The sequence below is a fragment of the Catenuloplanes niger genome (genome assembly GCF_031458255.1).
In the GTDB taxonomy this organism is placed as follows: domain Bacteria; phylum Actinomycetota; class Actinomycetes; order Mycobacteriales; family Micromonosporaceae; genus Catenuloplanes; species Catenuloplanes niger.
This window is the reverse complement of sequence record NZ_JAVDYC010000001.1, coordinates 8,978,696-8,991,774: the sequence shown is the minus strand read 5'-3', so window position 1 is coordinate 8,991,774 and position 13,079 is coordinate 8,978,696. Positions and strand designations below refer to the sequence as shown.

Annotated in this window: 15 protein-coding genes; 10 read left to right on the top strand and 5 right to left on the bottom strand. The window is 72.5% G+C overall.

Translation table 11 applies throughout. From position 1 onward, the window contains the following. Positions 1 to 78 precede the first annotated feature (78 nt). Entirely contained in the window at positions 79 to 558 is a 480-nt protein-coding gene (locus J2S44_RS39480; RefSeq protein ID WP_310425228.1) for a hypothetical protein, read from the bottom strand. Further along, positions 555 to 1,280 (bottom strand): hypothetical protein, encoded by a 726-nt coding sequence (locus tag J2S44_RS39475; RefSeq protein ID WP_310425226.1) that lies wholly within the window; start codon positions 1,278 to 1,280, stop codon positions 555 to 557. Before J2S44_RS39475 ends, J2S44_RS39480 begins: the two co-directional genes overlap by 4 nt. Positions 1,281 to 1,496: 216 nt before the next feature. Here J2S44_RS39475 and J2S44_RS39470 point away from each other — a divergent pair, with 216 nt between their 5' ends. Both J2S44_RS39470 and J2S44_RS39465 read left to right on the top strand, forming a co-directional pair. After that, positions 1,497 to 2,414, top strand: a complete 918-nt coding sequence (locus J2S44_RS39470) for an ABC transporter ATP-binding protein (RefSeq protein ID WP_310425223.1) — start codon at positions 1,497 to 1,499, stop codon at positions 2,412 to 2,414. Continuing rightward, complete coding sequence (locus J2S44_RS39465) at positions 2,398 to 4,029, top strand: ABC transporter permease (RefSeq protein ID WP_310425220.1); 1,632 nt, start codon at positions 2,398 to 2,400, stop codon at positions 4,027 to 4,029. Before J2S44_RS39470 ends, J2S44_RS39465 begins: the two co-directional genes overlap by 17 nt. A 51-nt stretch (positions 4,030 to 4,080) precedes the next feature. Here J2S44_RS39465 and J2S44_RS39460 read toward each other — a convergent pair whose 3' ends face one another. Together J2S44_RS39460 and J2S44_RS39455 are read right to left on the bottom strand one after the other, a co-directional pair. Continuing rightward, positions 4,081 to 4,248: a hypothetical protein gene (locus J2S44_RS39460; RefSeq protein ID WP_310425217.1), complete on the bottom strand. Its 168-nt coding sequence runs from the start codon at positions 4,246 to 4,248 to the stop codon at positions 4,081 to 4,083. Between the two features lie 474 nt (positions 4,249 to 4,722). Next, positions 4,723 to 5,124, bottom strand: coding sequence for an OsmC family protein (locus J2S44_RS39455; protein WP_310425216.1), 402 nt, complete (start codon positions 5,122 to 5,124; stop codon positions 4,723 to 4,725). A 259-nt stretch (positions 5,125 to 5,383) separates the two neighbouring features. Here J2S44_RS39455 and J2S44_RS39450 point away from each other — a divergent pair, with 259 nt between their 5' ends. Then, positions 5,384 to 5,947 (top strand): 2-oxoacid:acceptor oxidoreductase family protein, encoded by a 564-nt coding sequence (locus J2S44_RS39450; protein WP_310425214.1) that lies wholly within the window; start codon positions 5,384 to 5,386, stop codon positions 5,945 to 5,947. Between the two features lie 108 nt (positions 5,948 to 6,055). After that, entirely contained in the window at positions 6,056 to 6,739 is a 684-nt protein-coding gene (locus J2S44_RS39445) for a DUF2202 domain-containing protein (protein ID WP_310425212.1), read from the top strand. Positions 6,740 to 6,819: 80 nt separating this feature from the next. Here J2S44_RS39445 and J2S44_RS39440 read toward each other — a convergent pair whose 3' ends face one another. Then, positions 6,820 to 7,089, bottom strand: coding sequence for a metal-sensitive transcriptional regulator (locus J2S44_RS39440; protein WP_310425210.1), 270 nt, complete (start codon positions 7,087 to 7,089; stop codon positions 6,820 to 6,822). A gap of 190 nt (positions 7,090 to 7,279) precedes the next feature. On the opposite strand from J2S44_RS39440, the gene J2S44_RS39435 reads away from it, so the two are divergent. The 6 genes from J2S44_RS39435 to J2S44_RS39410 all read left to right on the top strand — a co-directional run bounded on the left by J2S44_RS39435 (position 7,280) and on the right by J2S44_RS39410 (position 13,058). Continuing rightward, entirely contained in the window at positions 7,280 to 7,597 is a 318-nt protein-coding gene (locus J2S44_RS39435) for a rhodanese-like domain-containing protein (protein ID WP_310425208.1), read from the top strand. A 15-nt stretch (positions 7,598 to 7,612) separates the two neighbouring features. After that, positions 7,613 to 8,968 (top strand): MBL fold metallo-hydrolase, encoded by a 1,356-nt coding sequence (locus J2S44_RS39430; RefSeq protein ID WP_310425205.1) that lies wholly within the window; start codon positions 7,613 to 7,615, stop codon positions 8,966 to 8,968. After that, positions 8,965 to 9,834 carry a sulfite exporter TauE/SafE family protein gene (locus J2S44_RS39425; protein ID WP_310425202.1) on the top strand — a complete coding sequence of 290 codons (870 nt, stop codon included), beginning with the start codon at positions 8,965 to 8,967 and terminating at the stop codon, positions 9,832 to 9,834. Before J2S44_RS39430 ends, J2S44_RS39425 begins: the two co-directional genes overlap by 4 nt. Positions 9,835 to 10,158: 324 nt before the next feature. Continuing rightward, positions 10,159 to 11,199 carry a permease gene (locus tag J2S44_RS39420; protein ID WP_310425199.1) on the top strand — a complete coding sequence of 347 codons (1,041 nt, stop codon included), beginning with the start codon at positions 10,159 to 10,161 and terminating at the stop codon, positions 11,197 to 11,199. Positions 11,200 to 11,211: 12 nt separating this feature from the next. Continuing rightward, positions 11,212 to 11,472: a thioredoxin family protein gene (locus J2S44_RS39415; protein ID WP_310425197.1), complete on the top strand. Its 261-nt coding sequence runs from the start codon at positions 11,212 to 11,214 to the stop codon at positions 11,470 to 11,472. Positions 11,473 to 11,699: 227 nt separating this feature from the next. Next, entirely contained in the window at positions 11,700 to 13,058 is a 1,359-nt protein-coding gene (locus J2S44_RS39410) for a TolB family protein (RefSeq protein WP_310425194.1), read from the top strand. Positions 13,059 to 13,079: the final 21 nt, after the last annotated feature.

Here is a 13,079-nt window from a genome sequence, read left to right as displayed (position 1 = left end):
CATGTCGACCGTCGCCCGGCCGGACCGGCGCGGTCAGGGCCGAAGGGCCCGACCACGTGCGGGTCCGGCCGGGTCGGTTCACCCGGCGGTACGGACCGGAACCGGCACGCCGCTGCCCGGCACCGCCTCCGCGAGCGACCGGCCCGCGGCGGACCACGAGGCCATCATCGCGACGGTCATCTCCCCGCCGGCTGCGGCAGCGGGCTGCCGGAACGCGTACCGCCGGGTCTGCGCCGTCAGCGGCGCCGGTCCCGGCACACTGATCAGGTAACCCCCGACCGGTTCGGTCGTGATCGACGGCCAGGCCGGGCCGGTGGGCTCGAGTCCTCCGGAGGTGGTGAACCGCAGCCGTACCGTGGCCGGTGGTGTGCCCCACCGGTGGGTGACCGTGACGGTCACCGTCCCGGTGCGGTAACCGTCGGCGACCGGGCCGAGCGTCAACTCACCGGCGGTGACGGTGGTCTCCGTGACGTGCGGGTTGAGCGGGATGGGCACCGTCCCGTCGATCCGCCGGAACCGGTGCCCGTCCCACCGGTAGGCACGGTCCTGCCACGTCACCGGTACCGTGCCACCGCAGCAGTTCTGGATGTCGCCGACCCGCGCGGCGACCGCGCCGTCCGGGGTGACCCGGACGCTGCCGGGGCGACGACCCGGACCTGGCCGGTGGTCGCCACGACCGGCCCGAGCGTGATGATGTCCCCGGCGCGGTCCCGGTCGAACGCGACAACCTGCTGACTGCTGTTCTGGATCATGCAGTCGAGTACGGCGACCGTCTCGTCGGCGCCGTCCCGGTCCACGTCGCCGTAGCTCACCGTTCCGATGGCGATCTGCTTCCCCCACGCCGTCCCCTCGTCGACGGTCTGGTCCGGAATGGTGAACAGCCCGTTCCGGAACCGCAGCGGGCCGGACGGGCCCTGCACGTTGTCGGCCGGCCATGGTGGCACGTCCAGCAGCGCGTTCTTCAGCACACCGGCCGGTATCCGGCCGTCCGGCGGCCGGGCAGCGGTGGGTGCGCCGGTGCCCGGCGCGGACGTTGCGGCGGCCGGGCCGCCGGCGACCGGGGACGTGACGGACGGCACGGCGGACGGCACCGCGACCGGTGCTCCGCTCGGTGGTGCGCCGCCATCACGCACCAGCATGACCACGGCGACCGGTGCCAGCAGGACGCACGCGAAGAGTGCGGCGATGAGCACCGCTCGCCCGGTGCGCCGGCGATTCGGGGCGCCGGGTGGAGTGCCGTCCTCGACGGGCGGCACCATCGGCATGGTTGATCCGGACATCTCGCACCTCCCACGGGTCTGAGGGATCCGCTGCCCTCATCGTCCGGTGCACGTCCACGCGAGACAGGGTCGTTGGTCCCGGCCGCCGCGACGAGCCGCGATACGCACGTGACCGGAGCTCGACGGCGCACGGTACGGGACCTTCGGCCCTTCGCCGCGTGCCTCCGAGGGAGGACAACCTGGGGTTGTGGTGGCGTCCGCGCGAGGAGGCACAGCATGCCTGCGATCGAGGTTCGAAATCTGGTTCGCGCGTACGGGCCGGTACGCGCAGTGGACGGTGTGACGTTCGAGGTCGGCGACGGAGAGATCTTCGCGCTGCTCGGGCCGAACGGCGCCGGGAAGACCACCACGGCCGAGATCCTGGAGGGCTACCGCACGCGGGATGCCGGATCGGTGCGCGTTCTCGGGTGCGACCCGGCGGACGGCGGGCCGGACCATCGCGCGCGGATCGGTGTGGTGCTGCAGTCGGCCGGTTTCGAGGAGGAGTTCAGCGTCCGCGAACTGGTCCGCCTGCAGGCCGGGCTCTATCCGCGCGCGTACGACCCGGACGAGCTGATCGATCTGGTCGGCCTGGCCGGGAAACGAACTGCCCGGGTGAAAGGCCTGTCCGGTGGGCAGCGCCGCCGCCTCGACCTTGCGCTGGGGCTGGCCGGTGCACCGGAGCTGCTCTTCCTCGACGAGCCGACGACCGGTTTCGACCCGGCCGCCCGGCACCGCGCATGGGATCTCGTGGCCGCTCTGCGCACGAGTGGCACCACGATCCTGCTGACCACCCACTACCTGGAGGAGGCTCAGCGGCTCGCCGACCGCGTCGCCGTGATGCGGTCCGGCCGGCTGCTCGCGCTCGGAACCCCGGAGCAGTTACGCGCCGGCAGCGGCCTGCCGACCGTGATCAGTTTCGCGCTGCCCGCGGAGGCTGCCGATGCCGGTCTGCCCGCGCTGAGCGCCGAGCCGACGGTTGTCGGTGCGGAGGTCCGGGTCGGCTCGCATGCGCCGGTCGCCGACGTGTGGCGGCTGACCGGCTGGGCCGTGGAACGGGGGCTGACCCTGCCGGACCTCGCTGTCAGCCCCCCGGCGTTGGAGGATGTCTACCTCGCGCTCACCGAGGACAAGTCCGATGACCGCGCTGCCTGACCTCGCCGTACGCGGCCGGGCGGCGCGGCGCACGGCCGCGGTCGGTGCACTGACCGGGCACGCCGTGCGCGCGTTCGCCCGAAACCCGGTCGGTGCGTTCTTCACGCTCGTGTTCCCGCTTGCCTTCCTGGTCATCGTGTCGTCGATCGTTGGCGGGGCGACGACCGGCGCGGACGTACCGGTGACGCAGTTCCTGGTCGCCCCGTTCGCCGTCTTCGGGGTGGCACAGGCCTCGTTCGTGCTGGTCGCGGTCGACATGGCCGGCCTGCGGGAGAGCGGCGTGCTGCTGCGGTTCCGGTCCGCTCCGGTGCCGGCGTGGGCCGTGCTCGCGTCCCGGATCGCCGCCGCGATGGTCTCCGCCGGTACCGCGGTCGCGCTGCTGACCACGGTGGGCGCGCTCGGGTACGGCGTGCAGATCGTCTGGCGCAAGACCCCGGCGATGGTGCTGACCCTACTCATCGGCATCGCCTGCTGCGCCGCGCTGGGCCTGGCCCTGTCCTCGCTGACCCGCACGGTGGCGGCCGCGCAGTCCCTGGCCCAGGCCGTCCTGGTCATGCTGGCCTTCGTCTCCGAGGTCTTCATCGTCGGTGCGACGCTGCCCCGCTGGCTGGACGCGCTCGGCACCGTGTTCCCGCTGAAGCACTTCGCCCTGGCGATGGCCGAGACCTTCGACACCTCACCCGGGTACGGTTTCTCCCCCGGTCATCTCGCCGTGCTGACCGTCTGGGGCGCGGCCGGCATGGTGGTCGCACGCCTGCGGTTCGGCTGGCAGCCGCGTGGCGCGGCGCGGCCACCGGCAGCGGCGGACGCAGCGAGGGTGTACCGGCGCGAGCTGTCACCGCCGGTCTCGCAGCGCCGCTCATGGACGGCCGTGCTGTCCGCGCAAACCGGACACGCACTGCTCGGACTGCGCCGGGACGCGCTGGCGGTCTTCTTCGCACTGGTCTTCCCGGCCGCCCTGCTGGCTCTGTTCCCGGCCGTGTTCGGGCACGGGCTGACACACGGGATGCCGATGGAGCAGTACCTGTTCGCGGGCATGGTCGCCTATACCGCCGCGCTCACCGGCTATGTCGACATGCCGGAGTCGGTCGTGGGCGCCCGGTCGGCCGGGGTGCTCAAGCGGCTGCGCGGCACGCCGCTGCCGTTCCGGTGGTACTACGCGGGCCGCACCGCGGCGGCCCTGCTGATCTCGCTGTTCGCCGCCCTGCTGCTCGCGCTGGTCGGCACGGCCTTCCTCGGGGTCAGGCTCGACCCGGCGCGTGTCCCGGCGCTGCTGCTGGCCATCGTCGTGGGGTCGCTCTGCTTCTCCGCGATCGGACTGGCGCTCGTCGCGCTGCTACCGTCGGCTCGTTCGATCGTCGCGATCACGCTCGGCACACTGCTGCCGCTCTGTTTCGCCTCGGAGATCTTCGTCGTCGGCGACACTCCGCTGCCCGGCTGGCTCACCACCGCGGCGGACGTCTTCCCGCTGCGTCACCTGCTCCACGCGGTGCTCGCCGCTACCGACCCGGCCGCCGGCGGCTCCGGCGTCGCGCTCGGCCACCTGGCCGTCCTCATCGTCTGGACGGCGTTTGCGCTGCTGGTGGCGGGTCGCCACCGGGACGCGCCGACATGAGGCGCCGTCACGCCGGTGACCTTTCGGTCACCGGCGTGACACGTATCCAGCTCATCGTGTTCCTCTGCCCCGTTCTCGCACCGGGCGCCCGCGCAACGCGCCCAGCAGGTCCAGTGCGAGGCAGACGAAAAGGGCGATGCCCCAGGCATTCCAGGGTCCCCAGGACGCCACCTCAGGTGTGCTGTCGATCAGCCACGCCACCAGCCAGATCACGGTCATGCCGGCACCCCCTCGGTCCGTGGCCGCGCTGCCCGGCGGCCCTCATCCGCAGGTTCTCCCGGGACTGACGGGTCCGGCAGGGCCGTCCGGCCCGGGTGTCGACGACGGCACCGGGCCGCGGCGGTCACTCGTCCGTGCGGAGCGGCTGGGGCGGACCGCACGCCGGCCCGGGTCCGGACGGCCACGGCACCTCGCTGGTGTGGCGGGTACCGCTCGGGTAGACCGGAAGCCGGCCGGCGGGTGGTCCACCGGCCGGCTTCCGGTGCCGCGCACACCCGCTCGCGGCTGGTGCCCGGATCAGCGTACGGATCGTCGGCGGCCCGGCCACCACCACGATCTGTCCCCCGAGGATGATCCGATTCAGGTCATCGGCTGGCCGCCGGCGGACCACGCCGCCGAACGGTTCCGGCACGTACCAGGCACGTCGGCCCGCCCCGCCCGTGGCCCAGTCCGTTCCGCGACGCGACGCCCGTGCTAACCCACGACGATCGAGACATCGGGCGGTACGGTGAGCGTGTTGTGGACGGTGCAGTGCGCCGCAACCGCGGTCAGCGCGGCGACCCGCTCGGCGGGAAACCCGTCCGGCGGCCGGATCGTGATCCGCAGGCTGACGACCCGGGCCGGCCGGTCCGTGGCCAGGTCGTATTCGGCGTGCACCCGCAGACCGGTCCGGTCGATGCCGTGCCGGTGCAGGTAACGGCCGGCGTAGAACGCCACGCACGAGGCCAGTGACGCCACGAACAGTTCGACCGGTGTCGGCGCCTTGTCCGAGCCGCCCGCCTCGACCGGCTGGTCGACCGACAGCAGGTGGTCGCGTACCCGGATGTCGTAGACGTCGGCATCTACGTGGCCGACCTCCACCATGTTGACCGACATGACGCCTCCTCGCCTCGCGGAGCCCACCAGCATCGTCACGTCCGCCGACGGCGCCGGACACGGCCGGCCGACTCCGCCTGCCGGGACCTTCGGCCCGTCGCACGACCGGACCGGCGCGAGGTCAGCTGTCACGCGGGGCCCGTCCATGGCCGGTGCCGGCACCCCTCTCACCGGGCGAGGCCCGTACGACGGCTTCGGGGCGTTCGACCCTGGAACAGCCGGACGGTGCGCCTACGGTCGGCATCGGAGGGAGGCGAGCATGTACGAGGTTCGCGTGCACGGCCGGGACCACCTGCTCGTCTGCGCCGCCATGGAGACCATGGCGCTCGCCGCGGTCGTCGATCACGTGTACTTCCAGATCGGCCCGCCGCCTCGGGCTCCTCGGCCCCACCGGGACCACGTCGGCTGGTGCCGGCTCGACCGGCGGTTGATCCGGGCGTCCGGCCCGGTACGCACGCCGGACTGCCTGATCGTGATCGACGCCGGGCTACCCGGCCTGCCGGATGCGACGGTCGGGCTGCCGCCCGGCGGACTGGTCATCGCCGGCTCGGCCGGGCCTGCCGTTCTCGACCCGCCGCGCGACGGCTGGGACCTGGCGGTCGTCCCGGCCGTGCGGCTGCCGCGCGTACCCGCGGCCGGACCTGAGCCGGTCGCGGCGCTGCTCGGCGCGTTCACCGCGTTGACCGGCCGGCTGCGGTTGGACGCGGTCCGGACCGCTGCCGGTATCCGGTTCGGCGCCTGTCGCGCGCCGGACGCCATGCGGGCCGTCGAGGAGGCCTACGACCTGGTGCGCGCCGGGCAGACGGCGCACGGCTACGCCTGATCAGCGCGCCTGGCGGTGGTTGTCCACTCGGTCTGCGCACCGGCTGCACGCCGTCGTCACGGCAGTGCGCGACCGAGGGGTATCAGACAGCGAAGGAAGGAGCAGGCCATGAGGATCGTCATTCACCGTACGGCCACGTTCGTGACGGCTGGGGCGCTGATGCTGGGTGGTCCGGCGGTCGCGGTTCCGGCTCTGGCCGGCAACGGCCCGTCCGGTCCCGGCCCGGCGGGGACCGCGACCGCCGGCCCGGGGCACGGCATGGGTTACGGGGCCGGGCTCGGTCACGACATGGGTTACGGGCTCGGTCGTGGCGACGGTGCCTGCCCACGGCAGGCGATCACCGCCGCGCAGGGCACTCTCACCGCGGCGCAGAAGACCACGCTGGCCTCGATGGCGCAGGAGGAGAAGCTCGCGCACGACCTGTACGCGGCGTTCGCCATCAGCTACGACGCTGCCGTCTTCGACCACTTCGTCGCGGCCGAGGCCCGGCACCTGGACGCCATCCGGGTGCTGCTGCGCCGTTACGGCGTCGCGGACCCGACCACCGAGCGGCCGGCCGGCTCGTTCAGTGACGGCGTGGTCCAAGGCGTCTACGACGGTTTGCTGGCCCGGGGCGGGCGGAGTCTGGCCGCGGCCCTGGCCGTCGGTCAGCGGGTGGAACGCGACGACATCGCCGCCCTGCGGGCCGCCCGGGACGGGCTGACCGCCCCGGACGTCACGCAGGCGTACACGAACCTGCTCGCGGCCTCGGAGCGGCAACTGGCCGCGTTCACCCGCTGGGCAGCTCGGTAGGCGCCACGGCGGCGGGGACGGTCCGCCGCCCCCGCCGTGCGGCTGCGGCCGACGACGTCACCCGCAGCGGGCGAGCGGGGTCAGGCCAACGACAGGAACAGCTTCTCCAGACGGGCCACGTCGAGGGACGGCTCCGCGCCGTCCCTCTCGGCGGTCACGCACTGCCGCAACCCGGTGGCGATGATCTTGAATCCGGCACGGTCCAGGGCCTTGGAGACCGCGGCCAGCTGGGTGACCACATCGGCGCAGTCGCGGCCGGACTCGAGCATGGTGATGATTCCCCGGATCTGCCCCTCCGCCCGGCGCAACCGCTTGACCACGTCCGTCAGCGCGTCGCCGTCGATCTCCATGCCGACCTCCCTTGATCGAGGCGGCAAGTATACCCCACGGGGTATGAGGAGCACCGGCCTGCGGCGCGATCGCACGGCCGCCCCGGCATACCCCATGGGGTATCTCACCACCCTTGACGCCAGGCAGCTGGACCGCGCTATGGTCGTCACATGGATACCCCCGGGGGTATGCGCTCGCCAAGGAGGAGACATGCGGGAAGTAGATCTGGCCACGTTCACCGAGCGGCACCGGAACGGCGCCGTGGTGATCGACGTACGGGAGACGTTCGAGTACTGGACCGGTCACGTACCCGGCGCCGTGCGCATGCCGCTCGGCCAGGTCGCCGTCCGCGCCGGTGAACTACCCAAGGACCGGCCGGTGTACGTCATCTGCGCCAGCGGCAGTCGCAGTCTCACCGCGGCCGCCCGGCTGCACCGCTCGGGCATCGACGCCTGGTCCGTCCGCGGCGGCACGTCCGCCTGGCAGCGAGCAGGTCACCCAGTCGTCCGCGGCCGCCGCGCCGCCTGAGCCGGAGGCCGTACCGTGTTCCGGATTCTGTCCATCGACACACCCACACTCGGCGACCGCAGTTACCTCGTGCACGACGGCAGCGCAGCGTTCGTCGTCGACCCGCAGCGCGACATCGACCGGGTGCTCGACCTCGCCGCCACCGAGCGGATCCGCATCACCCACGTCTTCGAGACGCACATCCACAACGACTACGTCACCGGCGGTCACGCGCTGGCCGAGAAGACCGGGGCGGCATACCACGTCAACGCGGCGGATCCCGTGTCCTTCGCCCGCGTTCCGATCCGGGACGGCGACGTGATCGACGTCGGGGAGACGCTGCGGGTCCGCGTCCTCGCGACGCCCGGCCACACGTTCACCCACCTGTCGTACGCGCTGGAGGTGGCGGGCGTACCCGTGGCGGTCTTCTCCGGCGGCTCGCTGCTGTACGGCGCGGTCGGCCGACCCGACCTGCTCGGCCCCGGCCACACCCACGACCTGGTCCACCATCAGTACCGCTCGGTGCACCGGCTGGCCGAACTGCCGGACACCGCCGGCGTCTATCCGACCCACGGCTTCGGCAGCTTCTGCGCCGCCACCCAGGCCGACGCAGCCGCCTCCACCATCGGCGCCGAGAAACGCGCCAACCCGGCTCTGACCCGCGCCGAGCAGGACTTCGTCGCCGATCTACTGGCCGGCCTGGATGCCTGGCCCGCCTACTACGCGCACATGGCACCGGCCAACGCCGCCGGCCCGGCCGCCCCGGACCTGAGCCCGCCACGGCGCGCCGACGCCGACGGCATCCGCGCCTCGATCGCCGCCGGCGAGTGGGTCGTCGACCTGCGCCACCGCGTCGCGTTCGCGGCCGGGCACGTCGCCGGCACGCTGAACATCGGACTGGACGGCAGCTTCGCCACGTACCTGGGCTGGCTCATTCCCTGGGATGCGCCGCTCACGTTGCTCGCCGAGACTCCCGAACAGATCGCTGAGGCACAGCGTGAGCTGGTCCGCATCGGCATCGACCGGCCCGCCGCACAGGCCACCGGCGGACCGGCCGGGTGGGTGGCCGACGGTGATCCGGCGACCTTCCCGCGCGCCACGTTCGCCGATCTGGGCCGGGTACGACACCACCGGACCGTCGTCGTACTCGACGTCCGGAGGAACCTCGAGGCGGGCGAGGCGCGTATCGACGGCGCCGTGCACATCCCGCTGCACGAGCTGCCCCGCCGCATCGGCGAGGTACCACGCGACGAGGTGTGGGTGCACTGCGCCGCCGGTTACCGCGCGTCGATCGCCGCCTCGCTCCTGGCCGCGGCCGGCCACCGGGTGGTCGCCGTCGACGACGACTTCGCCAACGCCCCGGCCGCCGGACTGCCGCTGGACCACCGGTGACCGTGATGCTCACGGTCACCGTGGTCCTGGCCGCCGGCATCGGTGTCAGCCTCGGCCTGCTCGGCGGCGGCGGGTCGATCCTGGCGGTACCGCTGCTGGTCTACCTGGCCGGGCTGCCGGCCAAACCGGCGATCGCCACGTCACTACTGGTCGTGAGCGTCACCGCGGCGATCGGCGTGGTCCCACACGCGCTGGCCGGGCGGGTGCGCTGGCGTACCGGTCTGCTCTTCGGTACGGCCGGCATGGCCGGGGCCTACACCGGGGGCCGGATCTCCGGCACAATCCCGGACGCGGTGCTGCTCACGGGCTTCGCGCTGCTGATGCTGGCCACCGCGATCGCGATGCTCCGCGGGCGGCCCGCCGCGCCGGGTCGCCCGGTCCGGCCGTCACCGGCATGGCGCACGGTGCTCACCGGCACGGCCACCGGACTGGTCGCCGGACTACTCGGTGCCGGCGGCGGCTTCCTGATCGTGCCGGCGCTCGTGCTGCTCGGCGGACTGACCATGCCGGTCGCCATCGGCACGTCCCTGCTCGTCATCGCCGCACAGTCGGCGGCCGGACTCGCCGGGCACCTGTCCAGCGTGCAGATTCCCTGGGGTACGGCCGCCGCCGTCACCGCCGCCGCCGTCACCGGCAGCCTGCTCGGCGCACGCCTGTCCGGCCGCGTCCCGGCAACCACGCTGCGTGCGGCGTTCGGCTGGCTCGTGGTGGTGATGGGTGTCCTCGTCCTCGCCGGGCAGCTGCCGGACCGCTGCTGGAGCCCGCCGGCGCAGTGGGCATCGATCGGCGTGCTCGCGACCGGCATCGTCGGCGTGGTCCTCACCGGCCTGCGCCGCCGGGCCGCCGCCGGCGGTGTGCGACGGTGACGGCCGGCCCGGTGTCGGCCACCCGCACGACCGCGTCCAGCCACGGCCGATTCAGCTGCGGACAGGTCGGCGAGATCCTGCACGATGCGGCCCAGCCGCAACGACCGATCGCCGCCGGGCCGGAGCCCGTGCTGTGCACCGTGTGCCCGGCCCGCTGCAGATGGCGCCGGACCAGTTCGCGCAGCTGCCGGTCGTCCTCGACGACCGGTACGGCACCGGCCATGTCCCACGCTGGCCCGGGGCCGCCGACGACTGCGGGGCCGATCGGCCCACGCCGGGACCTTCGCCCCTGGGCACACCGGGTCAGAGGAAGACGATGAGCGGGTGAGCACACCAGTCGTCACTGCCGTCTCACTGCGCCACGCCGGCTCAGCCGTCCTGGCCACTGTGTGCTGGACGGCCGCGCTGCTCGTCAACGGTCCGCTGTGGGACGCCGTCGTCTACGGCTGGTGGGGCCTGCGCGCGGACACGCGGGCGGGCTCGGCCGTGCATTTCTTCCTCGCCGACACCGTGAAGATCACGCTGTTGCTGGCCGGAATCATCTTCGCGGTCGCGGTCCTGCGCAGCTACGTCCCGCTGGAACGCACCCGCGCGCTGCTGGACGGCAGACGCGCGGGCGCGGGCAACGTACTGGCCGCCGGGCTGGGGGTGCTCACCCCGTTCTGCTCCTGCTCCGCGGTGCCCGCGTTCATCGGATTCCTTGCCGCCGGCGTGCCGCTCGGCGTCACCATGTCCTTCCTGATCGCCAGTCCGCTGGTCAACGAGGTCGCCGTGGTGCTGCTCTACGGTCTCTTCGGATTCAGAATCGCCGCGCTGTACGTGGGGTCCGGGTTGCTGATCGCGATCGTCGCCGGCTGGCTGCTCGGCCGGCTGCGCGCCGATCGGTGGGTCGAGCCGTTCGTGCTGAGCATCACGGTGCCTGGCGTAGCCGGTCCGGGCGCACGACCGAGCTGGGCCCAGCGCATGCGGATCGGCCGCGACGAGGCCCGCGCGACGCTGCACCGGATCTGGCCGTATCTCCTGGCCGGTATCGCACTCGGCGCGGTCATCCACGGCTGGGTGCCGGAGGCGTTCTTCACCCGCTATGCCGGGCCCGGCAACCCGTTCGCACCGCTGATCGCGGTGGCCGTCGGCGTACCGCTCTACTCCAACGCCGCCGGCATCCTGCCGATGGTCGAGGCCCTGCATGCCAAGGGACTGGCGATGGGCACGCTGCTGGCGTTCATGATGAGCACGGTCGCGCTCAGCCTGCCCGAGCTGATCCTGCTCCGCCGCGTGCTGCGCCCACGCCTGCTGGCCGCGTTCGTCGCCGTCGTCGCCACCGGCATCCTCGCCGTCGGCTACCTGTTCAACGCCATGCTCTGAGAGGAAAGCACCATGATCATCAAGATTCTCGGTCCGGGCTGTGCCTCCTGCGCCGCGATGGAGGACGCCGTCCACGCCGCGCTGGCCCGGCTCGGTCTCCGGGCCACGATCGGTCACGTCACCGATTACGCCCAGATCGCCGCCTTCGGTGTGCTGAACACACCGGCGCTGGTCGTCGACGAACGGTTGCTGGTGGCCGGCCGCGTACCCGCCGCCGATGACGTCGCCGAACTGCTCGCCGGCCACCTCGCCCGGCAGGACGTCGCACGATGACCCCTGCAATGACGGGGTGGTGTGCGTCCTGCCGCCGGTAGAACACGGCCCGGCGCGAGGTAGCCGAGGTCCTCTGCGGGCGGTGGATGTTGTCCCTATGTCCCTCGTGCCGGTGAGGGCCCATCCTCGCCGGTCAGAAACCGGGACCTTCGGCTCTTCGGCAACCGAGCACCGGGCGGGTCAATGACCTCGACCGGGAATCAGCGCATCGAGCAGAGGTGATCACTATGTTGTCGACGGGCATCGGCGCCGGCTGGAAGGTTCTGTCGGCCGTCGCCATCGTGCTGCAGATCGCCGCCGTGCCGGCCGCTCCGGCGGGGGCGGTGGACGGCTCCGCGTCCGAGGGGGTGACGTGCCGGGTGAGCGTGACCGACCGGAACCTCCAGACCGACGGGCCGAGCATCAACCCCCGGCTGAGCGCCACCGGTCGCCATGTCGCGTTCACCTCGGGCGCGACCAACCTGATCTCCGCCGACGACGACGCGGGCGTAGGCGTGTTCGTACGCGATCGGAGCAGCGGCCGGGTCACGCGGGTCAGCGCCGCCGTCGGCGGAGAACCAGCGAACGGGTCGAGCTACGTCGACGGCATCAGCGCCGACGGCAGGTACGTGGCGTTCACGTCATACGCGTCCGATCTGGTGCCGGAGGACACCAACGGCGTTTCGGACGTCTTCGTGCGGGACCTCATCACCGGAACGACCAACAGGGTCAGCGTCTCCTCGGGCGGCGCTCAGGCGGACTACGAGAGTTCCGGGGCGGGCATCAGTGGGAACGGCCGGTTCGTCGCCTTCACCTCCTGGGCGTCCGACCTGGTCCCGGGTGAGAACAACGTCGCCATGGACGTGTACGTCCGCGACCTGGTCACCTCGACGACGACACGCGTGAGCGCGTCCACCGACGGCACCCAGGGGAACTGGCACAGCTATCACCCGCAGCTCAGCTACGACGGCCGTTTCATCGTCTTCGCGTCGCTGGCAGACAATCTGGTGCCGGGCGACGTCAACGACGCGGCGGACGCGTTCGTCCGGGACCGGCTGACCGGCACCACCCGCCTGGTCAGCGTCTCGTTGAGCGCGAGCTCGGGCAACGAGCGCAGCGGCGATCCCGCGATCAGCCCGGACGGCCGTTCCGTGGCGTTCTGGTCGTCCGCGTCGGACCTGGTGCCCCGTGACACCAACGGCGTCGGAGACATCTTCGTCCGCGAGCTGCTCGCGGGCCGGACCACCCGGGTCAGCGCGTCGAGCACCGGTGAGCAGGCCGACAACGGCAGCGTCCGCGTGGCCATCAGCGGCGACGGCCGCTACGTGGCGTTCACGTCGTCCGCGTCCAACCTGGTCCCCGCCGACACCAACGGTGTCGGTGACGTGTTCGTGCACGACCGGGCCACCACGACGACGATCCGGGTCAGCGTCTCCACCGGCGGCAGGCAGGTGACGTACGAGACCGGAGCCAACCCCGTCGACATCAGCGCGGACGGCCGGCACATCGGCTTCAGTTCCGAGGACACCGGCCTGGTCCTCGCCGACACCAACGGCCACGAGGACGTGTTCATGCGTGATCTCGTCCCCGGTATCCGGTGCCGATGACCCCCACCCACCCGGCGGCTC

Excerpts from the sequence above, each read along its gene's own strand:
- J2S44_RS39475 (WP_310425226.1), bottom strand. The coding sequence starts at position 1,280 with ATGTCCGGATCAACCATGCCGATGGTGCCGCCCGTCGAGGACGGCACT.
- J2S44_RS39470 (WP_310425223.1), top strand. The coding sequence starts at position 1,497 with ATGCCTGCGATCGAGGTTCGAAATCTGGTTCGCGCGTACGGGCCGGTA.
- J2S44_RS39465 (WP_310425220.1), top strand. The coding sequence starts at position 2,398 with ATGACCGCGCTGCCTGACCTCGCCGTACGCGGCCGGGCGGCGCGGCGC.
- J2S44_RS39460 (WP_310425217.1), bottom strand. The coding sequence starts at position 4,248 with ATGACCGTGATCTGGCTGGTGGCGTGGCTGATCGACAGCACACCTGAG.
- J2S44_RS39455 (WP_310425216.1), bottom strand. The coding sequence starts at position 5,124 with ATGTCGGTCAACATGGTGGAGGTCGGCCACGTAGATGCCGACGTCTAC.
- J2S44_RS39450 (WP_310425214.1), top strand. The coding sequence starts at position 5,384 with ATGTACGAGGTTCGCGTGCACGGCCGGGACCACCTGCTCGTCTGCGCC.
- J2S44_RS39445 (WP_310425212.1), top strand. The coding sequence starts at position 6,056 with ATGAGGATCGTCATTCACCGTACGGCCACGTTCGTGACGGCTGGGGCG.
- J2S44_RS39440 (WP_310425210.1), bottom strand. The coding sequence starts at position 7,089 with ATGGAGATCGACGGCGACGCGCTGACGGACGTGGTCAAGCGGTTGCGC.
- J2S44_RS39435 (WP_310425208.1), top strand. The coding sequence starts at position 7,280 with ATGCGGGAAGTAGATCTGGCCACGTTCACCGAGCGGCACCGGAACGGC.
- J2S44_RS39415 (WP_310425197.1), top strand. The coding sequence starts at position 11,212 with ATGATCATCAAGATTCTCGGTCCGGGCTGTGCCTCCTGCGCCGCGATG.
- J2S44_RS39410 (WP_310425194.1), top strand. The coding sequence starts at position 11,700 with ATGTTGTCGACGGGCATCGGCGCCGGCTGGAAGGTTCTGTCGGCCGTC.